Origin of the sequence: Janthinobacterium sp. KBS0711 (genome assembly GCF_000988085.1) — a bacterium.
In the GTDB taxonomy this organism is placed as follows: domain Bacteria; phylum Pseudomonadota; class Gammaproteobacteria; order Burkholderiales; family Burkholderiaceae_D; genus Janthinobacterium; species Janthinobacterium lividum_E.
This window is the reverse complement of record NZ_LBCO01000010.1, coordinates 179,264-200,344: the sequence shown is the minus strand read 5'-3', so window position 1 is coordinate 200,344 and position 21,081 is coordinate 179,264. Positions and strand designations below refer to the sequence as shown.

Here is a 21,081-nt window from a genome sequence, read left to right as displayed (position 1 = left end):
TGACTCTAGAGCTTTTGACGGCCCACCCCAGGGACGAGGTGTTCTAGAGCTAACAGCGATTAAGCTGCCAGTGCGTACGAGTTATCGTTTGCAGTTAAGTTTTTTCAGGTTGTATTTACGAGGTAGCCCGCCCTCGGTATGCCCTGCGCTGCTTTGCAACCCACGTCGAAACCAGGTCGTCCCCACAGAACCTTCATTGTAGCGCAATCTGCCCACTCTTGCATGCTGCATTCGCGGTAAGGAACGAGGCATCTTCGAATCGCTTGAGGCAGACGAATCGGAGAGGCTTGCGCCGGCATGCGCAAGCCGGTTGTGCGGCGCCGGGCTGTGCCCGCCGAAGTCCCGCACAACCCCCGCGTCCGCAAGCACTCTACAGACAGTTCTACATACTTGGCACTATCATTTAATTTAACTCAGCCAGCACGGATGTGTAGGTGATGGGCAAGCGAGTTACCTATTATTTAGTCGCACGCCAAGTAACCCAGCATCAGACGAGCCCTGTGGTGACTCTAGAGCTTTTGACGGCCCACCCCAGGGACGAGGTGTTCTAGAGCTAACAGCGATTAAGCTGCCAGTGCGTACGAGTTATCGTTTGCAGTTAAGTTTTTTCAGCTTGTATTTACGAGGTAGCCCGCCTTTGGTATGCCCTGCGCTGCTTTGCAACCCACGTCGAAACCAGGTCGTCCCCACGGAAGCTTCTGTGTCGCGCAATCTGCCCACTCTTGCATGGTGCATTCGCGGTAAGGAGCGAGGCAGCTTTGAATCGCTTGAGCCAGACGAATTGGAGGGGCTTGTGCTGGCAGGCACAAGCCGCGCATCCGCAAGCACTCCACAGACAGTTGTACCACCCTACAGGCAAGTGCTGGGGTCAGACCCGGCGGGTCTGACCCCGGATTTTTGTTGCTGGTCGAAACAGGTGTTTGTGGCGCGCGTGAGTTTTCAGAAGTAAGCCATCAAGCCGCCAACTGCCGCTCCTGCGCCGCCTTCACCACGCCAGTCACCAGCTCCAGCAAGGCCAATGGCGTATCGAGCAAATGGTCCGCCTTCCAGTGCTGCGGTTCGACGGCGCCGCAGTAGCCCCAGGCGCAGGCGACCGTCCGCATGCCGGCGGCACGGCCGGCCTGGATGTCGCGCAGGTCGTCGCCCACGTACCAGCAGTCTTCCGGCGCCAGATCCAGGCGGCGGGCCGCTTCCAGCAGGGGGGCGGGGTGCGGTTTCGGGTGGGGCATGGTGTCGCCCGAGATCACGCAGCCGGCGGCGCCCAGGCCGATCTGGCCGACCAGCGGGTCGGTGAAGCGGGCGGCCTTGTTGGTGACCACGCCCCAGGCCAGGCCCAGAGCTTGCAGACCCTCCAGCATGGCGGGGATGCCGTCGAACAAACGGCTTTCCACGGCCAGGGCCGCTTCGTAATTGTTCAGGAAGCCGTCTTTCAGGGCTTCGTAGCCGCTTTCGCCAGGAGCTATGCCATACGACGCGCCTATCATGCCGCGTGCCCCGGCCGAGGCCGTGGGGCGCAGCACTTCATACGGGGTCGGCGCCAGGCCGGCGCGCGCGCGCAGCAGGTTGATGGCCGCCGCCAGGTCGGGCGCGGTGTCGGCCAGGGTGCCGTCGAGGTCGAACAGGATGGCGCGCGGGGCTGGCAGATGGTCAGTGATCATGGCGGGCAAAGTGTGTCAAGTGGGAATGAAAAATGGCGGCCGCAGCCGCCTTGTATTGTGCGTGATGGTTACAGCGGCCGGGTGCAGGCCACCAGGTAATTGACGCTGGTATCGCTATTAAGTGAGTAAATCTTGGTCAGCGGATTGTAGCCCATGCCGCGCATGCTGTTGACGTCCAGGCCGGCGCTGCGCAAGTATTGCGACAGTTCGGCCGGGGTGATGAATTTGTCGTAGTCGTGCGTGCCTTTCGGCAACAGACGCAACAGGTATTCGGCGCCCAGGATGGCGAACAGATACGCTTTCGGGTTGCGGTTCAGGGTCGACAGGAAGACGTGGCCGCCCGGTTTGACCAGCGCGGCGCAAGCCTTGACGATGGCGGCGGGGTCCGGCACGTGCTCGAGCATTTCCATGCACGTCACGACGTCGTACTGGCCCGGCTCTTCCTCTGCCATGGCTTCGGCGGCGATCAGCTTGTAGCGTACCTTGGCGCCCGATTCCAGGCTGTGCAGGTCGGCAACTTTTAGTGCCTTCTCTGATAGGTCGATGCCCGTCACGTCGGCGCCCTTGCGGGCCATCGATTCGGCCAGGATGCCGCCGCCGCAGCCGATGTCGATCACGCGCTTGCCGGTCAGCGGCACTTTCGCGTTGATCCATTCCAGGCGCAGGGGGTTAATTTCGTGCAGGGGACGAAACTCGGAAGTGGGGTCCCACCAGCGGTGGGCCAGCTCACTGAATTTTTGGATTTCGAGAGGGTCGGCGTTCATAGGTCGAATAATAGCGGCAATTTTACAATTGGGCAGCCACGGACGAAAAAAAACCCCGCCGTGGCGGGGTTTTTCATGCTGTTCTTGACTTGCGCGATGACTTGCGGCAAGTCCAGAGGTTCAGCAATTACTTGTTGCGGGTACCAACAACTTCGATTTCCACGCGACGGTTTTTCGCACGGCCTTCGGCAGTTTTGTTATCAGCAACAGGTTGTTTTTCGCCTTTGCCTTCGGTGTACACGCGGTTGCTTTCAACGCCTTTGTTGACCAGGTAGGCTTTGACAGCATCAGCACGACGTACCGACAGTTTTTGGTTGTAAGCATCGGTGCCGACGGAGTCGGTGTGACCCACAGCGATGATGACTTCCAGGTTGATGCCACCCAGTTGCGCGGCCAGCTCGTCCAGCTTGGCTTTGCCTTCTGGCTTCAGCGTAGCTTTGTCGAAATCGAAGAATGCATCAGCAGCGAAGCTGACTTTTTCCGAGGTAGGAGCAACTACGACTGGCACTGGCACGACTGGTGCTGGTGCTGGAGCAGGTACGACTGGTGCTGGAGGAGCCACGCATTTGCCGTCTTGCAGGGTTTCTGGCTCTACGCACAGTGGTACGTCGCAACCTGGCACTGCGTCAGCAGGTGTCCAGTAGCCGGTACGCCAGCACAGGCCGAATGGGTCACGCACGATCACGCCGCGGGCATCTTGCACGTAAGCGCTTTTTGGGCTTGGTGCTTTGATGTCAGTGGTAACTGGCGCGAATGGTGGGGAGGTTGGGGTTTGGGCCGAAGCCGAGCCAGCAATCACTGCGGATGCAGCGAAAAACAGCGTTACAAATTTATTCATTCTTTTTTCCTTTCGGGGGGTGATATCCGCAGAACAACACTGCGCTACTGGTGCTACGTGCCAAGATTTTATCATGTAGACCATATGCGCTCGTTTCAGATTGCGAAACTAGCAATTAACTTCCCAGTCATTTTGCCACACGCATCAGGGGCACACGACCGTGGTTAAATCAAAGCTTGCCCGATTTTAGACCGTGCGTTGTTTTTGCGCAACGAAAATGCCCATTTGTAACGCGTCTGTAACAATTGATCGCTTTTTTTGCCTCTTTTAAGGGCAGGTGTCTTGAACTGACATTGCCATTGTGCATTATCGACAGTGCAACATGCACGGCTCCGGTGCAAACTGCCAATCTTGCCGGTATGGCCAATTTGTACAGGTAGCTGGGCGCGCATGCTAAAATCGTGCGCTTGACTGTTAAGAGTGTCGAGCAAATGCCCACGGCGGCACGGCATGGCCAGCACGTACCCTTGCGGTACCCGTACTGGCCGCGCCGCCAGCCCGCCGATTTGTTCAGGCACTCTGCGACATGGAAGCCGGGCCACGCCAGCAGCGCGCGGCGCGGCGTCCACGCCGACAGCCACCCAGGATATGCAGTATTGCGTCATACATTGCGTAACAGATAAGTTAACCACAGCCTGAGATCAGTCGAACCGCCAATGGATCAATTCGCAAAAGAAACAATTCCTATTTCCCTCGAAGAAGAGATGCGCAAGAGCTACCTCGATTACGCCATGAGCGTGATCGTCGGTCGCGCCTTGCCCGATGCGCGCGATGGCTTGAAGCCAGTGCACCGTCGCGTCTTGTTCGCGATGCATGAAATGAATAACGTGTGGAACCGCCCTTACGTCAAGTGCGCCCGCGTGGTCGGCGAAACCATGGGTAAATACCATCCCCACGGCGATGCCTCGATCTACGACACGCTGGTGCGCATGGCGCAGGATTTTTCGCTGCGCTACATGCTCGTCGATGGCCAGGGCAACTTCGGTTCCGTCGACGGCGACGGCGCCGCGGCAATGCGTTACACCGAGTGCCGCCTGGACAAGATCGCCAGCGAACTGCTGGCCGATATCGACAAGGACACCGTCGACTTCCAGCCCAACTACGATGGCAAGGAAAAGGAACCGACGGTCTTGCCGACGCGTATCCCGAACCTGCTGATCAATGGCTCGTCCGGTATCGCCGTCGGCATGGCGACGAACATTCCGCCACACAACATCACCGAAGTCATCGACGGCGCGCTGCATGTGCTGCGCAATCCCGATTGCACGATCGATGAATTGATCGAGCTGATCCCGGCGCCGGACTTCCCGACGGCCGGCATCATCTATGGCGTGTCCGGCGTGCGCGACGGCTACCGCACGGGCCGCGGCCGCGTCGTCATGCGCGCCAAGACCCACTTCGAAGAATACGGCAAGGATGGCGGCCGCATCGCCATCATCGTCGACGAGCTGCCATTCCAGGTCAACAAGAAATCCTTGCTGGAACGTATCGCTGAAAACGTGCGCGACAAGAAGCTCGACGGCATTTCCGACATCCGCGACGAATCCGACAAGTCGGGCATGCGCGTGGTGATCGAGCTGAAACGGGGCGAAGTGCCGGAAGTGGTGCTGAATAACCTGTACAAGCAGACCCAGTTGCAAGACACCTTCGGCATGAACATGGTAGCCCTGGTCGATGGCCAGCCCAAGCTGCTGAATCTCAAGCAGATGCTGCAATGCTTCCTGTCGCACCGCCGCGAAGTGGTCACGCGCCGTACCGTGTTCGAACTGCGCAAGGCGCGCGAACGCGGCCACGTGCTTGAAGGCCTGGCCGTTGCGCTGGCCAATATCGATGACTTCATCGCCATCATCAAGGCCGCGCCGACGCCGCCGATCGCCAAGGTCGAGCTGATGGCCAAGGCCTGGGATTCGTCCGTCGTGCGCGAAATGCTGGCCCGCACGGGCGACGGCACGACGCCGGGTGGCGTGGACGCCTACCGTCCGGAAAACCTGCCGAAGCACTACGGCATGCAGACGGATGGTCTGTACAAGCTGTCGGACGACCAGGCGCAGGAAATTCTGCAGATGCGCCTGCAGCGCCTGACCGGTCTGGAACAGGACAAGATCGTCAACGAGTACAAGGACGTGATGGAACATATCGCCGACTTGCTCGACATCCTGGCCAAGCCGGAACGCGTGACCGTCATCATCACCGATGAAATGACGGCGGCGAAGAACGAATACGGCGCCGGCAACAAGGACGTACGCCGCTCGCAGATCGAGTTGAATGCGACCGACCTGGAAACGGAAGATCTGATCACGCCGCAGGACATGGTCGTGACCCTGTCGCACACCGGCTATATGAAGGCCCAGCCGATCACCGAATACCGCGCGCAGAAGCGCGGCGGCCGCGGCAAGCAGGCGATGGCGACGAAAGAGGAAGACTGGATCGACCAGCTGTTCATCGCCAACACGCACGACTACATCCTGTGCTTCTCGGATCGTGGCCGCATGTACTGGCTGAAGGTGTGGGAAGTGCCGCAAGGCTCGCGCAACTCGCGCGGCAAGCCGATCGTCAACATGTTCCCGCTGCAGGACAACGAAAAGATCACCGTGATCCTGCCGCTGTCGGGCGAGAACCGCACGTTCCCGGAAGACCATTACGTGTTCATGTCGACCAGCCTGGGCACCGTCAAGAAGACGCCGCTGAAGGACTTCAGCAATCCACGCAAGGCCGGCATCATCGCGGTCGACCTGGACGACGGCGACTTCCTGATCGGCGCGGCGCTGACCGACGGCCAGCACGACGTGATGCTGTTCTCCGATTCGGGCAAGGCAGTGCGCTTCGACGAAAACGATGTGCGTCCGATGGGCCGTACGGCGCGCGGCGTGCGCGGCATGAACCTGGAAGAAGGCCAGCACGTGATCGCCCTGCTGGTGGCCGAGAACGAGCAGCAGTCGGTGCTGACGGCAACGGAAAACGGCTACGGCAAGCGTACGCCGATCACCGAGTACACGCGCCATGGCCGTGGCACGAAAGGCATGATCGCCATCCAGACCAGTGAGCGCAACGGTAAAGTGGTTGCCGCGACCCTGGTCGATACCAGCGATGAAATCATGCTGATCACCACCGGTGGCGTATTGATCCGCACCCGCGTGTCGGAAATCCGCGAGATGGGCCGCGCGACGCAGGGCGTGACCCTGATCGCCGTGGAAGACGGCACCAAGCTGTCCGGCCTGCAGCGCGTGGTGGAAACGGATATCGACGAAGTCGAGCTGACGACGGAGGCGGACGCCGCGCCTGGGCCGGCAGCGGCTGAACCGGCCGATCCTGTCGATCCGGCCCAGCCGGAGTAAGATGATTGGGGCTCTTTCGGGAGCCCCAATTGCTATTGGCGCGTGCTTATGCCGCCAGCAGAATTGCGTAGGTCGGCTTAGCCCGTCGGGCGTAAGCCGACATGCATCGCCGGCAATGTCTATTCACAAGTCACTCAACATCCCGCACGCCATGAGAAAAATCGTCGCCACCTTCTTCGCCGCGTTTTCGCTGGCCTTTCTTGCGACCCTGCCGGCCCTGGCCCAGAGCACGCAAGCCATGCCCGTTCGCCAGGCGGCGCCCAGTCCCGCCATGAAAGTGGCCGTGCGGCGCATGCTCGATGCGATGCAGTTCCCGCAACTGACGCGCAGCATCTTCGACCAGATGCTGCAATCTGTGCCTTCCATGATCCGCCAGTCGGCGCAGCAGCAAATCAACAGCAACCCGAAACTGGACGAGCAGCGCAAGGCGCGCGCGCTGGCCAGCGCCGAGGAAGAAATCCCCCTGGCCATCGCCACCCTGACGCAGGTACTGGCCGACCCGACCCTGATCGACGAACTGGGTGACGAAATGGTGCCCCTGTACGCGCGTTTTTACACGGTGCCGGAAGTCGAGCAATTGACGGCCTTCTACAAGACGCCGTTGGGCCGCAAGATGCTGGCCACCATGCCGCAACTGTCGGCCGAATCGATGGCCATCAGCCAGCGCGTGCTGATCCCCCGCGTGAATGCCGTGCTTGACCAGGTCATGCGGGCGGCCACGCAGTCGCCCCAATAATTCCATTTTACTAAGGACCGTATCGTGACCCATCGAGCCGTAAGCCCTATCTACAACTTCTCCGCCGGCCCCGCCGTCCTGCCCAAGGAAGTGCTGGCGCAAGCGGCCGCCGAGATGCAGGACTGGCATGGCAGTGGCATGTCGGTGATGGAAATGAGCCACCGTGGTCCCGAATTCATTTCCATCTACAAGCAGGCGGTGGCCGACCTGCGCGAACTGCTGGCCGTGCCCGATAACTACAAAATTCTGTTCCTGCAGGGCGGCGGCCTGGGCGAGAACGCCATCATCCCGATGAACCTGGCGGGTCTGGCCGCGCAGCAGCCGGCCACCGTCGACTTCGTCCATACGGGTTCGTGGTCGGGCAAGTCGATCCAGGAAGCGGCCAAGTATGCGAACGTCAACGTGGCCGCGTCATCGAAGGCTGCCCGTTTCACGGGTGTGCCGCCAGTCTCCGAATGGAAGCTGACGCCGGGCGCCGCCTATCTGCACATCTGCACCAATGAAACCATCGACGGCGTGGAATTCCAGCAGGCGCCGAACGTGCCGGCAGGGAGCACCATCGTGGCCGACATGTCCTCGCACATCCTGTCGCGCGTGATCGACGTGTCGCAATACGGCGTCATTTTCGGCGGTGCGCAAAAAAACATCGGCCCTGCCGGCCTGACCCTCGTCATCGTACGCGAAGACTTGCTGGGCAAGGCGCTGCCGATCTGCCCGTCCGCTTTCGACTGGACCATCGTGGCCGAACATGAGTCGATGTACAACACGCCGCCCACCTACGGCATCTATATCGCCGGCCTGGTTTTCCAGTGGCTCAAACGCCAGGGTGGCGTTGCGGCCATGGAACAGCGTAATATTGAGAAAGCGGCTCTGCTGTACGCAGCGCTCGATGCGGACGACTTCTACCAGAACCGGGTCGAGCCCGCATACCGCTCGCGCATGACCATCCCGTTCTATCTGCGCGATGAAAGTCTGAACGACGCATTCCTGGCCGGCGCCAAGCAGCGCGGCCTGCTGCAACTGAAGGGCCACAAGTCCGTCGGCGGCATGCGTGCATCGATCTATAACGCGATGCCGATCGAGGGCGTGCAAGCCCTGGTCAATTATTTGAACGAGTTTGCCGGACGCTGAGTCGCCTAGACGACCGCGCCGGCCCGCCGCCGGCGCAGGCCGTGCGGCCATGATTGAAGTACAGCTGACGAAACAAACCACCATGACCGATAAATTGAAACCGCTGCGCGAACAGATCGATGCGATCGACGCGCAAATCCTCGAGCTGCTGAACCGCCGCGCGCAAATCGCCCAGCAGGTGGGCCACGTGAAGGCCGAAACGCAGGCGCCCGTTTTCCGTCCCGAGCGCGAAGCGCAGGTGCTGCGCGGCGTGGCCGAGCGCAATCCCGGCCCCATGGGCGACCGCGAAGTGCAGACCATCTTCCGCGAAATCATGTCGTCCTGCCGCTCGCTGGAAAAAAGGGTCACCGTGGCGTATCTGGGCCCGGCCGGCACCTTCAGCGAACAGGCCGTGTATCAGCAGTTCGGCAGCGCCGTCGAAGGCTTGCCGTGCGCGTCCATCGACGAGGTATTCCGTTCCGCCGAGGCGGGCACGGCGGACTTCGGCGTCGTGCCGATCGAGAATTCCTCGGAAGGCGCCGTCAACCGCACGCTGGACATGATGCTGCAGACCAGCCTCATCATCAGCGGCGAGGTGGCGATCGCCGTGCACCACAGCCTGATGACGAAGAGCGGCAACATGGATGGCGTCACATCCATCTGCGCCCATTCGCAGGCGCTGGCGCAGTGCCAGGTGTGGCTGAACCAGAATTATCCGCACGTCGCGCGCCACGCCGTGGCCTCGAATGCCGAGGCGGCCCGCATAGCCGGCGAAGATGGCACGGTGGCCGCCATTGCCAGCGAACTGGCCGGCGCGCAGTACAAGCTGGGCGTGGTCAAGGGCCATATCCAGGACGACCCGCACAACCGCACGCGCTTTGCCGTCGTGGGCACCTTGCAGACGGCGCCGTCGGGCAAGGATCAGACCTCGCTGGTGCTGGCCGTGCCGAACAAGGCGGGCGCCGTGTACCAGTTGCTGGCGCCCCTGGCCAAGCACGGCGTGTCGATGACGCGCTTCGAGTCGCGCCCGGCGCGCATGGGCAGCTGGGAGTATTATTTCTATGTCGACGTGGAGGGCCACGTGCATGACGTCGCCGTCGCCCAGGCGCTGGCCGAGCTGCAGAGCAATGCGGCGTTTTTCAAGGTGCTGGGGTCGTATCCGGTCAGTCTGTGACGCCGGTGGTGGTGTCGGATTACGCTCCGCTAATCCGACCTACCCGACATACGGTAAGCTGTAGCTTGGGTTAGCGCAGCGTAACCCAACAACAGCCACCAGCCTAATCATTCACCAACTTTTAAAGAACACCATGTCTAAAAATATCGGTCCAGAATACGTCCGCGCCATCGCCCCTTACCAGAGCGGCAAGCCGATCGCGGAAGTTGCGCGCGAATTCGGCCTCGACGAGGCAGCCATCGTCAAGCTGGCGTCGAATGAAAACCCGTACGGCATGCCGGAATCGGCGAAGCAGGCGATGATCGCCGCCATCGATGACCTGGGCCGCTATCCGGACGCCAACGGCTTCGACTTGAAAGCCGTGCTCTCCAAGCGCTACGACGTGCCTGCCGACTGGATCACCCTGGGCAACGGCAGCAACGACATCCTGGAAATCGCCGCGCACGCGTTCGTGCAGCATGGCCAATCCGTTGTCTACTCGCAGTACTCGTTCGCCGTGTACGCGCTGGCCACGCAAGGCCTGGGCGCGCGTCATATCGTCGTGCCGGCGCAAGCCTACGGCCATGATCTGGACGCGATGGCGGCGGCGATTGCCGACGACACGCGTCTGGTCTTCATCGCCAACCCGAACAACCCGACCGGCACCTTCCTTTCGGCCGCGCAGCTCGAAGCCTTCCTCAAGAAAGTGCCGGCGCACGTCGTCGTCGTGCTGGACGAGGCGTACAACGAATTCCTGTCGGCCGACGACCAGTACGAGTCGACGGCGTGGGTGCGCCAGTATCCGAACCTGGTGGTCTCGCGCACCCTGTCGAAGGCCTACGGCCTGGCCGGCCTGCGCATCGGCTTTGCCATCGCCCAGCCGGCGCTGACGGACCTGATGAACCGCATCCGCCAGCCGTTCAACGTCAACTCGCTGGCGCAGGCGGCGGCGATTGCCGCCCTGAACGACAAGGCCTTCCTCGAGCAAAGCGCGCGCAACAACGCGGCCGGCTACCAGCAGTTTACGGAAGCGTTTGCGCAACTGGGCCTGGAATACGTGCCATCGCACGGCAATTTCGTGCTGGTGAAAGTGGGCGACGACGATGAAGCAGGCGCGCGCGTGAACCTGGCGCTGCTGAAACAGGGCGTGATCGTGCGCCCTGTGGGCAGCTATGGCTTGCCGCAATGGCTGCGTATTTCCATCGGCCTGCCGCAGGAAAACGCCATCTTCATCGCCGCGCTGACGAAAGCGCTGGCCTGACGATATGACGACGCCTGCACTGAACAAGGTAGTCATCTTTGGCGTGGGCCTGATCGGGGGCTCGTTCGCGCGCGCCCTGAAACACGCGGGCGCGGTTCAAGCCGTGGTCGGCATGGGCCGCTCGCCGGCGTCGATGGCGCGCGCCTTGGAGCTGGGCATCATCGACGCCATCGGCGGCGACATGGCGCAAGCCTTGCATGGCGCCGAACTGGTGCTGCTGGCCGCGCCCGTGGCGCAGACGGGCGCCATCCTGGCGTCCATCGCGCCGCACCTGCAGCCGGGCACCATCGTCACCGATGCGGGCAGCACGAAAAGCGACGTGGTGGCGGCCGCGCGCGCGGCGCTTGGTGGCAAGGTGGCGCAATTCGTGCCCGGCCACCCGATCGCGGGGCGCGAGACGAATGGTCCCGATGCCGCCATCATCGATCTGTATCAAGGCAAGAAAGTGGTGCTCACGCCGCTGGCGGAAAACGCCGCGGCTGATGTGGAACGGGTGGCGGCCGCATGGCGCGCCTGCGGCGCCATCCTGCACACCTTGAGCCCCGAAGAACATGACAAGGTGTTTGCCGCCGTCAGCCATCTGCCGCATCTGCTGGCCTTTGCGCTGGTCGACGACATCGCCAACAAACCGCACGCGGGCCTGCTGTTCCAATACGCGGCCAGCGGCTTTCGCGACTTTACGCGCATCGCCGGCTCATCGCCGGAAATGTGGCGCGACATCAGCCTGGCCAACCAGCCGGCGCTGCTGCACGAACTGGACGCCTACCTGGCGCAGTTGACGACCTTGCGCGCCCACCTGGCCGCGAACGACGGCGCCGCCATCGAGGGCGTGTACGCGAACGCCCAGCACGCGCGGCAGCAATGGATCGAGGCGATTGAAACGGCGGAAGTGCCGGCCGCGCCCACACGATAAATACTCAAGGATTCCAGCATGACCCAGACCAAGCACTACCCCCACCATATCGATCTGAAGCCGGTGATGCACGCCGAAGGCACGGTGCGCCTGCCCGGCTCGAAAAGCATTTCCAACCGCGTGCTGCTGCTGGCCGCGCTGGCCAAGGGCACGACGAAGATCATCGACCTGCTCGCTTCCGACGACACCTTCGTCATGCTGACGGCCTTGACGTCGCTGGGCGTCAAATGGACGCAGGATGAATTGACGGGCGACCCGGCCACTGCCCACCAGGTGCACCATGTGGAAGGCTGCGGCGGCGTGTTCCCGCACCACGAGGCGGACCTGTTCATGGGCAACGCCGGCACGGCCATCCGTCCGCTGACGGCGGCGCTGGCCGTGATCGGCGGCGACTACACTCTGCATGGCGTGTCGCGCATGCACGAGCGCCCGATCGGCGACCTGGTCGACGCGCTGAACGCCGTCGGCACGCAGATCGAATACACGGGCGAGCAGGGCTTCCCGCCGCTGCGCATCCGCCGCGGCCATATCCACGCGCAGCGCATCGCCGTGCGCGGCAACGTGTCGAGCCAGTTTTTGACGGCCCTCCTGATGGTGGCGCCGCTGATGGCGCGCGACCATGCGGTGACCATCGACGTCACGGGCGAGCTGATTTCGAAGCCGTATATCGAGATCACCTTGAACCTGATGCGCCGCTTTGGCGTGACGGTCGAGCATGACGGCTGGCAGTCGTTCACCGTGCAGCCGGGCCAGCAATATCAAAGCCCGGGCACGATTCACGTGGAAGGCGACGCGTCGTCGGCTTCGTACTTCCTGGCGGCCGGCGCCATCGGCGGCGGTCCCGTGCGCGTGGAAGGCGTGGGACGCGACAGCATTCAGGGCGACGTGCGTTTCGTCGAAGCCTTGCAGCAGATGGGCGCGACCATCACCATGGGCGAGAACTGGATCGAAGCCCGTTCGAACGGCGTGCTGAAAGCCGTCGACATGGACTTCAACCACATTCCCGACGCGGCCATGACGATCGCCGTCGCCGCCCTGTACGCGGACGGCACCTCGACCTTGCGCAATATCGCCAGCTGGCGGGTGAAGGAAACGGACCGCCTGGCCGCCATGGCCACGGAGTTGCGCAAGCTCGGTGCGCAAGTGGAAGAGGGCGCCGACTACCTGCGCGTGACGCCGCCGGCCGAAATTGCCGCCGCCACCATCGACACGTACGACGACCACCGCATGGCCATGTGCTTCTCGCTGGCCTCGCTGGACGGCGCCGCGCGCCGCGGCAACGAGATGCGCATCAACGACCCGAAATGCGTGGCCAAGACCTTCCCCGAGTATTTCGCCGCGTTTGCGGGGATTGCCAAAGACACTTTGATTTAATTGATTGCTCATATTATGCCGACCTCCCACATCCCAGTCATCGCCATCGACGGCCCCACCGCTTCCGGCAAGGGCACGGTGGCGCACCGCGTGGCCGACAAGCTGGGCTTTCATTACCTGGACTCGGGCGCGCTGTACCGCCTGACGGCCTTGAGCGCGCTGCGCCGCGGCACGGACTTGCGCGATGAGCACGCGCTGGCCAAGCTGGCCGAGCACTTGCCTTGCCATTTTGCCAATGGCGAAATCCTGCTGGCGCAGGAAAACGTCACCGAGCAGATCCGTGCCGAAGAAGTGGGCAATACGGCGTCAAAAATTGCCGTGTTGCCAACGGTGCGCCAGGCGCTGGTCAGCTTGCAGCTGGGCTTTCGCAAGACGCCGGGCCTGGTGGCCGACGGGCGCGACATGGGCACGGTGATCTTCCCGCACGCCCAATTGAAGGTGTTCCTGACGGCCAGCGTCGAGGCGCGCGCGCAACGGCGCTACAAGCAATTGATAGACAAGGGTTTTTCTGCTAATATGGAAGACCTTCTGATGGATTTGCAGGCGCGGGACGAACGTGATACTCACCGTGCGATTGCGCCGCTGGTCCCTGCGGAAGGGGCGCATGTCCTCGATACGTCGGAAATGACGGCAGATGTTGCCGTCGAAACCGTGTTGAAATGGTATGCCGCTGCAGCAAAATAGCGTGTTGTTGTGCTATGTGGTGCCCGTTGACGGCTCCTGGCCTGTCCGGGTGTGTCAAAAACCTAACCCAGTTTAAGTCGCATCGTGCGATCTCTGCTGGATAACCTGTGTGAACCCTATGTCTACTGTTACAACTAACGAATCTACCGGTATGGAAAGTTTTGCTGCGCTCTTCGAGGAATCGTTGTCGCGTCAAGATATGCGCTCCGGCGAAGTTATTTCCGCTGAAGTCGTGCGCCTCGACCACAATTTCGTGATCGTGAACGCTGGCCTCAAATCCGAAGCATTCATCCCTGTCGAAGAATTCAAGAACGACCACGGCGAACTGGAAGTCAAAGTTGGTGACTTCGTTTCCGTGGCGATCGAATCGCTGGAAAACGGTTTCGGCGATACCATCCTGTCGCGCGATAAAGCCAAGCGTCTGGCTTCGTGGCTGGCTCTGGAAAAAGCGATGGAATCGGGCGAAATCGTCGTCGGTACCGTCAATGGTAAAGTCAAAGGCGGTCTGACCGTGTTGACCAACGGCATCCGCGCATTCCTGCCGGGTTCGCTGGTTGATACCCGTCCTGTCAAAGACACGACCCCATTCGAAGGCAAAACCCTCGAATTCAAAGTGATCAAGCTGGATCGCAAGCGTAACAACGTGGTTCTGTCCCGCCGCGCCGTCATCGAAGCTTCGATGGGCGAAGAGCGTCAGAAACTGATGGAAACGCTGAAAGAAGGCACGGTCGTGACCGGCGTCGTCAAAAATATCACCGACTACGGCGCGTTCGTGGATCTGGGCGGTATCGATGGCCTGCTGCACATCACCGACCTGGCATGGCGCCGTGTACGTCACCCGTCGGAAGTGTTGACGGTTGGCCAGGAAATCACCGCCAAAGTCCTGAAATACGATCAAGAGAAAAACCGTGTTTCGCTGGGCGTGAAACAACTGGGCGACGATCCTTGGACCGGTCTGTCCCGTCGTTACCCACAAAGCACCCGTCTGTTCGGTAAAGTAACGAACCTGACCGACTACGGCGCGTTCGTTGAAGTGGAACAGGGTATCGAAGGTCTGGTACACGTTTCCGAAATGGACTGGACGAACAAAAACGTTGCTCCTAACAAAGTTGTCCAACTGGGCGACGAAGTAGAAGTGATGGTTCTGGAAATCGACGAAGAGCGTCGTCGTATCTCGCTGGGTATGAAACAGTGCAAAGCCAACCCTTGGGATGACTTTGGCGTTACCCACAAGAAGGGCGATAAAGTCCGCGGCGCGATCAAATCGATCACCGACTTTGGCGTGTTCATCGGCCTGGCCGGCAACATCGACGGTCTGGTGCACCTGTCCGACCTGTCCTGGACCGAAACCGGCGAAGAAGCCGTGCGTCGCTTCAAGAAAGGTGACGAACTGGAAGCCATCGTTCTGGCCATCGACGTTGAGCGCGAGCGCGTTTCCCTGGGCGTCAAGCAACTGGAAGGTGACCCATTCAACAACTTCGCAGCCATGAACGACAAAGGCTCGCTGGTAACCGGTACCGTTAAATCGGTTGAGCCTAAAGGCGCCGTGATCCAGCTGTCCGAAGAAGTTGAAGGCTACCTGCGCGCTTCCGAAATCTCGCGCGACCGCGTTGAAGATGCTGGTACGCACCTGAAAGTCGGCGACACCGTTGAAGCAATGGTGCTGAACATCGACCGCAAAGCCCGTGGTATCCAACTGTCGATCAAAGCGAAAGACAACGTTGAAACCCAGGAAGCAATGCAGAAGATGGCAGCTACCGACAACAACGCAGCTTCGGGCACCACCAGCCTGGGCGCCTTGTTGAAAGCTAAGTTCGATAACAAGAACTAAGACTGCGGATACGGCAGATGACAAAGTCCGAGCTGATCAACCGCCTCGCTGAGCGTTATTCTCAGCTGGTGGCGAAAGATGCGGAGTATGCCGTCAAGACCATTCTCGATGCGATGACCAACGCCCTGGCGACCGGTCAGCGTATCGAGATCCGCGGTTTTGGCAGTTTTGCCCTGAACAGCAGGCCCCCGCGCATCGGCCGCAACCCGAAATCCGGCGACAAGGTGATGGTTCCCGAAAAGCGGGTGCCGCACTTCAAACCGGGCAAACAGTTGCGCGAGCGCGTGGACGCGATGGTCGGGCAACCGATTATCGAGGATTAATCGTCTGCTGGAAGGCGGAAAATAAAGAGCGGCGTCCTTGGATGCCGCTTTTTTTTGTTAATATGCTGTAGAGCACTGCTTAAACCTACTGCGCGGCGCGCTTTGCGGCCGGCGATGCTCACCGTACTTCAGTACGGTTGCGCTTCTCGGCCACAAATCACTGCCGCTCGCTACGGTTTGATCAGCACTCTACGTTTGCGCCATTTGCCATTTGCCATGTCGCACTGGTATTTTTTTGTTCACTCTGGACCTATCGATGAAAATCATCTCCACCATCGTTGGCTGTGTTCTTTTCGTCCTGTTCTTCAGTTTTGCGCTGAAGAATGCGCAGGTTGTCGACCTGCATGTTTTCCTCAATTATGAAATTCGCGGCCCCCTGGTCCTGATGCTGCTGGGCTTTTTTGTCGCTGGCGCGAGCCTGGGCGTACTGGCCCTGACGCCGACCGTGTTCCGTCACCGCCGCGAAGCGACCAAGCAAAAAACCACCATTGCCGCGCTGCAGACCGTTGGCGTGGCCAGTAATGTCCAGCCGCAACCGGACAGCGTGAGCGCGCAGTAAGCGCCGCCGTCGCTCCTATCTCTCTTACTCGAATAAAAACAATCGCATGGATTTTGAACTCTGGTGGCTCTTGGGTATCCCGATGTTTTTCGCGCTGGGCTGGATTGCCGCGCGTGTGGACATTCATCAACTGGTGTCCGAATCGCGCAGCCTGCCGCGCAATTATTTCAAGGGCTTGAATTTCCTGCTCAACGAGCAGCATGACAAGGCCATCGACGCCTTCATCGAAGTCGTCAAGCTGGACCCGGAATCGGCCGATATGCACTTTGCGCTGGGCAATTTGTTCCGCCGCCGCGGCGAAACGGAGCGCGCCATCCGCGTGCACCAGAACTTGCTGGCGCGCCCGGACCTGCCGCTGGAGCAGCAGGGCCACGCCGCCTATGAGCTGGGCATGGATTACCTGAAGGCGGGCTTGCTGGACCGCGCTGAAGAAACCTTCAACGGCCTGATCGACACGCAATATGCGGCCCAGGCGCGCCGCGCGCTGCTGGAAATCTACCAGCGCGAAAAGGAATGGCCACGCGCCATCGAAGCGGCAGTGGGCTTACAGGAGTCGGGCGCCGGCGCGCGCCAGAAGGAAATCGCCCAGTTCTATTGCGAGCTAGCACATGACGCCCTCGTGCACATGAAACCGGACGACGCCATGCCGCTGCTGGAAAAAGCCTTGCAGACGGACCGCAAGAGCGTGCGCGCCACCATCCTGACGGGCGACGTGCTGCTGGCGCGCGGCGACGTGGAAGGCGCGCTGACCACCTGGCGCCGCGTGGAGCAGCAAAGCGTGCCGCACGTGGCCCTGGTGGCGCAGCGCCTGATGGATGGCTATACCAAGCTGGGCCGTCCACAGGAAGGCGTCAACCTGCTGCGTTCCTACCTGGAAGAAGCGTCGTCGATTGACCTGATCGAAGTCGTCTTCAAGGCCGTCATCGAGCTCGACGGCGTGGAAGCGGCGAAGCAGCTGGTCAGCGCCGAGCTGCGCCGCACGCCGACCCTGCTGGGCCTCGATAAACTGCTGGAAGCGCGCATGATGGATGCGCCGGCCGCCATCTGGTCGGAGCTGTCGATGGTGAAAAACCTCGTGCACGGCTACACGCAGAAGCTGGCCCGCTACCAGTGCAGCCACTGCGGCTTCAAGGCGCGCCAGTTCTACTGGCACTGCCCTGGCTGCAACAAGTGGGAGACTTACCCACCACGCCGCACAGAAGAACTCAATGTCATGAACTGATTCGTACACGTCACCTTGTCCTGAGCAATGTGGCGTGTACTTCTATGTAAGACCTGCTTTTTATCCATACGGTACATCCATGAAAATCACTATTATCGGCACCGGCTATGTTGGCCTCGTGACCGGCGCCTGCCTGGCGGAACTGGGCAACGACGTCTTTTGCCTCGATCTGGACGCACAGAAGGTTGCCTTGCTCAACAGCGGCGGCATTCCCATCCATGAACCTGGTCTGGAAGAGGTCGTGGCGCGCAACCGCGCCGCCGGACGCATGACCTTTTCCACCGACATTGAAGCGGCAGCCGCGCACGGCGTGATGCAATTCATCGCCGTCGGCACGCCGCCCGATGAAGACGGCTCGGCCGACCTGCAATACGTGCTGGCCGCCGCGCGCGGCATCGGCAAGTACATGACGGACTTCAAGGTCATCGTCGACAAGTCCACCGTGCCCGTCGGCACGGCTGAAAAAGTGCGCGCCGCCATCCAGGGTGAACTGGACGCGCGCGGCGTGGCCGCCACGTTCTCGGTCGCGTCGAACCCGGAATTCCTCAAGGAAGGCGCGGCCGTCGAAGACTTCATGCGCCCCGACCGCATCGTCATCGGCGTCGACGCCACGCCGGACGGCGAGCGCGCGCGCGAACTGCTGAAAAGCCTGTACGCGCCATTTAACCGCAACCATGAACGCACTTACTGGATGGACGTGCGCTCGGCCGAATTCACGAAGTATGCGGCGAACGCCATGCTGGCCACGCGCATCTCGTTCATGAATGAACTGGCGAACCTGGCCGACAAGGTCGGCGTTGACATCGAAGCCGTGCGCCACGGCATCGGTTCCGACCCGCGCATCGGCTACAGCTTCCTGTACGCCGGCTGCGGCTATGGCGGTTCATGCTTCCCGAAAGACGTGCAGGCGCTCGAGCGCACGGCGCGCGGGCACGGCCAGGAATTGCTGATCCTGCGCGCCGTCGAAGCCGTCAACGACCAGCAGAAGCAGGTGCTGGGACGCAAAGTGGTCACTCGCTTCGGCGAGGATCTGACGGGCCGGCATTTCGCCGTGTGGGGCCTGGCCTTCAAGCCGAATACGGACGACATGCGCGAAGCGTCGGCCCGCGTGCTGCTGGCCGATTTGCTGGCGCGCGGCGCCACCGTGGCCGTGTACGACCCCGTGGCCATGACAGAGGCACGCCGCGTGCTGCAACTGGATTTGACGCAGGAGCAATTGGCCAGGGTGCGCTTTGCCGACAGTTCGAAAGATGCGCTGCAGGACGCCGACGCACTGGTCATCGTGACCGAATGGAAAGCCTTCCGCAGCCCTGACTTCGAGCAGGTCAAGGCGCGCCTGAAGCAGGCCGTGATCTTTGACGGGCGCAACCTGTTCGAGCCGGCCGTCATGGCCGAGAATGGCATCGAATACCACGGGATCGGTCGCTCGATCCTGACGCGCGCATGAGCGCCCAAGAGGTGGTCGCCTTGACGGTGCCGGCCGCATTGGCACAGGTACGCCTGCTGGTGGTGGGCGATGTGATGCTGGACCGCTACTGGTTCGGCGACGTCAGCCGTATTTCGCCGGAAGCGCCCGTGCCCATCGTGCGCATCGAGAAGCGCGAGGAGCGCCTGGGCGGCGCGGCCAACGTGGCGCGCAACGCGGCCGCGCTGGGAGCGAAGACGAGCTTGCTGGGCGTGGTCGGCGACGACGAGGCCGGCAGCCAGGTCGAACGCCTGCTCGAGGGTGGCGGCATCCACAGCTATCTGCAGCGCGATGCGGCCATTTCCACCATCATCAAGCTGCGTGTGATCGGCCGCCAGCAGCAGATGCTGCGCATCGATTTCGAGGATGCGCCCAGCGATACGGTGCTGCGCGACAAGCTCAAGCAATTCAATGCCCTGTTGCCGCACTACGATGTGGTGGTCCTGTCGGATTACGCCAAGGGCAGCCTGGTGAACGTGGCCGAGATGATCAAGGCGGCCCGGGCCGCCGGCAAGATCGTCATGGTCGACCCGAAAGGCGATGATTTCAGTCGCTATACGGGTGCGTCAGTGCTCACTCCGAACAAATCGGAACTGCGCCGCGTGATCGGCAACTGGAACACGGAAGAGCAACTCACGGAACGCGCGCAGCAGATGCGTGCCCAGCTGGGCCTGGATGCCTTGCTGCTGACCCGTTCCGAAGAAGGCATGAGCTTGTACACTGCCGATGAAGTGCTGCACATGCCCACCGATGCGCGCGAAGTGTTCGACGTCTCGGGCGCCGGCGACACGGTGATCGCCACCATGGCGGCCATGCTGGGCGCCGGCATGGGCCTGGGCGAAGCCGTACGGACGGCCAACCGGGCTGGCGGCATCGTCGTCGGCAAGCTGGGCACGGCCACCGTCACCCGTGACGAGCTGTTCCCGCAGTAACTATGCCGCTGTATTCCGCATCTCACCTGCGCCAGAACGTTTGATCTGGCGCAGGTCTTCCCGTCCTTCCGCTGTCCAGTCTTGTCAACCGTATCACGCCACAGCCGTTAAAGCCGTTAAGGCGCTGCTCTTCCCTTGCGTTCGAGTCATCTTGAAACCACATCACGGAGAGATACCCATGTTCAAAAAAATACTGCTGGCCATCGCCACCTTGATCGCCACGATGGGCTTTGCCTTTGCCCAGGTCGACGTCAACAAGGCGGACCAGGCGGCACTCGACAGCGTCAAGGGCATCGGCCCCGTCACGTCGAAAGCCATCATCGATGAACGTGCCAAGGGCGGCGCCTTCAAGGATTGGGCCGATTTCGAAACCCGCGTGAAAGGCATCGGTCCGAAAAGTTCCGTGAAGCTGTCGGAAGCGGGCTTGCAAGTGAATGGCCAGGCCAAGTCCGGCGCGCCGGCGGCGCCCGCTCCGGCGCCGAAAGCCGCTCCGGCAAAAAAGGAAGCTGCTGTGAAGGAAGTTGCAGCGAAAGAAGCCGCACCGAAGCCAGCTGCTGTGACCGACACCGCTGCGGTGCCAGCCAAGACAGCCGCTGAAACGAAGAAAGAAGCTGCTGCTGCCAAGAAAGAAGCCAAGGCCGCCGCTGCCGCCGCCAAGAAAGAAGCAGCCGCCGCCAAGGTCGTGCCTGCCGCCGCTACCGCGCCAGCCGCCGCCGATGCCGCCCCCGTGAAAACGGCTGCCGAAACGAAGAAGGAAGCCGCTGCCGCGAAGAAGGCGGCTACTGCAGCGAAAAAAGAAGCCAAGGCTGCGGAAGCGGCTGCGAAGAAGGAAGCCAAGCTGGCTGCGGCCGATGCGAAGAAGGCCGAAGCCGAGAAAAAGTAAACGTGTTGCTGTAAGGCGTGCTGCGTGGTGGTGCCGCGCA

At 61.4% G+C, this 21,081-nt stretch carries 18 protein-coding genes and 2 other RNA genes; 15 read left to right on the top strand and 5 right to left on the bottom strand.

Features of this window, described 5'->3' with window-relative positions; translation table 11 throughout:
- The 5 genes from ssrA (VM94_RS27725) to ompA all read right to left on the bottom strand — a co-directional run.
- Positions 1-184: a transfer-messenger RNA gene (ssrA, locus tag VM94_RS27725) on the bottom strand; the annotation flags it as partial.
- A 169-nt stretch (positions 185-353) separates the two neighbouring features.
- Positions 354-680: a transfer-messenger RNA gene (gene ssrA / locus VM94_RS27720) on the bottom strand.
- Positions 681-953: 273 nt separating this feature from the next.
- Positions 954-1,658: an HAD family hydrolase gene (locus VM94_RS06330; RefSeq protein WP_046682687.1), complete on the bottom strand. Its 705-nt coding sequence runs from the start codon at positions 1,656-1,658 to the stop codon at positions 954-956.
- 68 nt (positions 1,659-1,726) lie between these two features.
- The gene (ubiG, locus tag VM94_RS06325) at positions 1,727-2,422 is read right to left on the bottom strand and encodes a bifunctional 2-polyprenyl-6-hydroxyphenol methylase/3-demethylubiquinol 3-O-methyltransferase UbiG (protein ID WP_046682686.1); all 696 of its coding nucleotides are present in this window, start codon (positions 2,420-2,422) and stop codon (positions 1,727-1,729) included.
- A gap of 127 nt (positions 2,423-2,549) precedes the next feature.
- Positions 2,550-3,260 (bottom strand): outer membrane protein OmpA, encoded by a 711-nt coding sequence (gene ompA, locus VM94_RS06320; RefSeq protein ID WP_046682685.1) that lies wholly within the window; start codon positions 3,258-3,260, stop codon positions 2,550-2,552.
- A gap of 656 nt (positions 3,261-3,916) precedes the next feature.
- On the opposite strand from ompA, the gene gyrA reads away from it, so the two are divergent.
- From gyrA to VM94_RS06245, 15 genes are all read left to right on the top strand, one after another.
- Positions 3,917-6,595, top strand: coding sequence for a DNA gyrase subunit A (gene gyrA, locus VM94_RS06315; protein ID WP_046682684.1), 2,679 nt, complete (start codon positions 3,917-3,919; stop codon positions 6,593-6,595).
- 115 nt (positions 6,596-6,710) lie between these two features.
- Entirely contained in the window at positions 6,711-7,331 is a 621-nt protein-coding gene (locus tag VM94_RS06310) for a DUF2059 domain-containing protein (protein WP_160309276.1), read from the top strand.
- Between the two features lie 24 nt (positions 7,332-7,355).
- The gene (gene serC / locus VM94_RS06305) at positions 7,356-8,462 is read left to right on the top strand and encodes a 3-phosphoserine/phosphohydroxythreonine transaminase (RefSeq protein ID WP_235432858.1); all 1,107 of its coding nucleotides are present in this window, start codon (positions 7,356-7,358) and stop codon (positions 8,460-8,462) included.
- Positions 8,463-8,544: 82 nt separating this feature from the next.
- The gene (gene pheA, locus VM94_RS06300; protein WP_046682710.1) at positions 8,545-9,615 is read left to right on the top strand and encodes a prephenate dehydratase; all 1,071 of its coding nucleotides are present in this window, start codon (positions 8,545-8,547) and stop codon (positions 9,613-9,615) included.
- 133 nt (positions 9,616-9,748) lie between these two features.
- Positions 9,749-10,855, top strand: a complete 1,107-nt coding sequence (hisC, locus tag VM94_RS06295; protein WP_046682681.1) for a histidinol-phosphate transaminase — start codon at positions 9,749-9,751, stop codon at positions 10,853-10,855.
- A 4-nt stretch (positions 10,856-10,859) separates the two neighbouring features.
- The gene (locus VM94_RS06290; RefSeq protein ID WP_185982105.1) at positions 10,860-11,768 is read left to right on the top strand and encodes a prephenate dehydrogenase; all 909 of its coding nucleotides are present in this window, start codon (positions 10,860-10,862) and stop codon (positions 11,766-11,768) included.
- An 18-nt stretch (positions 11,769-11,786) separates the two neighbouring features.
- Complete coding sequence (gene aroA / locus VM94_RS06285; RefSeq protein ID WP_046682680.1) at positions 11,787-13,142, top strand: 3-phosphoshikimate 1-carboxyvinyltransferase; 1,356 nt, start codon at positions 11,787-11,789, stop codon at positions 13,140-13,142.
- 15 nt (positions 13,143-13,157) lie between these two features.
- Positions 13,158-13,826 (top strand): (d)CMP kinase, encoded by a 669-nt coding sequence (cmk, locus tag VM94_RS06280; RefSeq protein ID WP_046682679.1) that lies wholly within the window; start codon positions 13,158-13,160, stop codon positions 13,824-13,826.
- Between the two features lie 118 nt (positions 13,827-13,944).
- Positions 13,945-15,657, top strand: a complete 1,713-nt coding sequence (gene rpsA, locus VM94_RS06275) for a 30S ribosomal protein S1 (protein ID WP_071650172.1) — start codon at positions 13,945-13,947, stop codon at positions 15,655-15,657.
- A 17-nt stretch (positions 15,658-15,674) separates the two neighbouring features.
- Positions 15,675-15,980: an integration host factor subunit beta gene (locus tag VM94_RS06270; protein WP_008446215.1), complete on the top strand. Its 306-nt coding sequence runs from the start codon at positions 15,675-15,677 to the stop codon at positions 15,978-15,980.
- Between the two features lie 256 nt (positions 15,981-16,236).
- A complete protein-coding gene (locus VM94_RS06265; RefSeq protein ID WP_034751796.1) occupies positions 16,237-16,539 on the top strand; it encodes a LapA family protein in 303 nt (100 codons plus the stop codon).
- Between the two features lie 46 nt (positions 16,540-16,585).
- Positions 16,586-17,761 (top strand): lipopolysaccharide assembly protein LapB, encoded by a 1,176-nt coding sequence (gene lapB, locus VM94_RS06260; protein ID WP_046682678.1) that lies wholly within the window; start codon positions 16,586-16,588, stop codon positions 17,759-17,761.
- A 79-nt stretch (positions 17,762-17,840) separates the two neighbouring features.
- Positions 17,841-19,208 (top strand): UDP-glucose dehydrogenase family protein, encoded by a 1,368-nt coding sequence (locus tag VM94_RS06255; protein WP_046682677.1) that lies wholly within the window; start codon positions 17,841-17,843, stop codon positions 19,206-19,208.
- Complete coding sequence (gene rfaE1 / locus VM94_RS06250; protein WP_052755569.1) at positions 19,205-20,158, top strand: D-glycero-beta-D-manno-heptose-7-phosphate kinase; 954 nt, start codon at positions 19,205-19,207, stop codon at positions 20,156-20,158. Before VM94_RS06255 ends, rfaE1 begins: the two co-directional genes overlap by 4 nt.
- Before the next feature lie 178 nt (positions 20,159-20,336).
- Complete coding sequence (locus VM94_RS06245; protein ID WP_046682676.1) at positions 20,337-21,041, top strand: ComEA family DNA-binding protein; 705 nt, start codon at positions 20,337-20,339, stop codon at positions 21,039-21,041.
- Positions 21,042-21,081: the final 40 nt, after the last annotated feature.

What these genes read in the sequence shown, in the direction of transcription:
- VM94_RS06330 (WP_046682687.1), bottom strand. Translation starts at nt 1,658, where the DNA reads ATGATCACTGACCATCTGCCAGCCCCGCGCGCCATCCTGTTCGACCTC.
- ubiG (WP_046682686.1), bottom strand. Translation starts at nt 2,422, where the DNA reads ATGAACGCCGACCCTCTCGAAATCCAAAAATTCAGTGAGCTGGCCCAC.
- ompA (WP_046682685.1), bottom strand. Translation starts at nt 3,260, where the DNA reads ATGAATAAATTTGTAACGCTGTTTTTCGCTGCATCCGCAGTGATTGCT.
- gyrA (WP_046682684.1), top strand. Translation starts at nt 3,917, where the DNA reads ATGGATCAATTCGCAAAAGAAACAATTCCTATTTCCCTCGAAGAAGAG.
- VM94_RS06310 (WP_160309276.1), top strand. Translation starts at nt 6,711, where the DNA reads ATGTCTATTCACAAGTCACTCAACATCCCGCACGCCATGAGAAAAATC.
- pheA (WP_046682710.1), top strand. Translation starts at nt 8,545, where the DNA reads ATGACCGATAAATTGAAACCGCTGCGCGAACAGATCGATGCGATCGAC.
- hisC (WP_046682681.1), top strand. Translation starts at nt 9,749, where the DNA reads ATGTCTAAAAATATCGGTCCAGAATACGTCCGCGCCATCGCCCCTTAC.
- VM94_RS06290 (WP_185982105.1), top strand. Translation starts at nt 10,860, where the DNA reads ATGACGACGCCTGCACTGAACAAGGTAGTCATCTTTGGCGTGGGCCTG.
- aroA (WP_046682680.1), top strand. Translation starts at nt 11,787, where the DNA reads ATGACCCAGACCAAGCACTACCCCCACCATATCGATCTGAAGCCGGTG.
- cmk (WP_046682679.1), top strand. Translation starts at nt 13,158, where the DNA reads ATGCCGACCTCCCACATCCCAGTCATCGCCATCGACGGCCCCACCGCT.
- rpsA (WP_071650172.1), top strand. Translation starts at nt 13,945, where the DNA reads ATGTCTACTGTTACAACTAACGAATCTACCGGTATGGAAAGTTTTGCT.
- VM94_RS06270 (WP_008446215.1), top strand. Translation starts at nt 15,675, where the DNA reads ATGACAAAGTCCGAGCTGATCAACCGCCTCGCTGAGCGTTATTCTCAG.
- VM94_RS06265 (WP_034751796.1), top strand. Translation starts at nt 16,237, where the DNA reads ATGAAAATCATCTCCACCATCGTTGGCTGTGTTCTTTTCGTCCTGTTC.
- lapB (WP_046682678.1), top strand. Translation starts at nt 16,586, where the DNA reads ATGGATTTTGAACTCTGGTGGCTCTTGGGTATCCCGATGTTTTTCGCG.
- VM94_RS06255 (WP_046682677.1), top strand. Translation starts at nt 17,841, where the DNA reads ATGAAAATCACTATTATCGGCACCGGCTATGTTGGCCTCGTGACCGGC.
- rfaE1 (WP_052755569.1), top strand. Translation starts at nt 19,205, where the DNA reads ATGAGCGCCCAAGAGGTGGTCGCCTTGACGGTGCCGGCCGCATTGGCA.
- VM94_RS06245 (WP_046682676.1), top strand. Translation starts at nt 20,337, where the DNA reads ATGTTCAAAAAAATACTGCTGGCCATCGCCACCTTGATCGCCACGATG.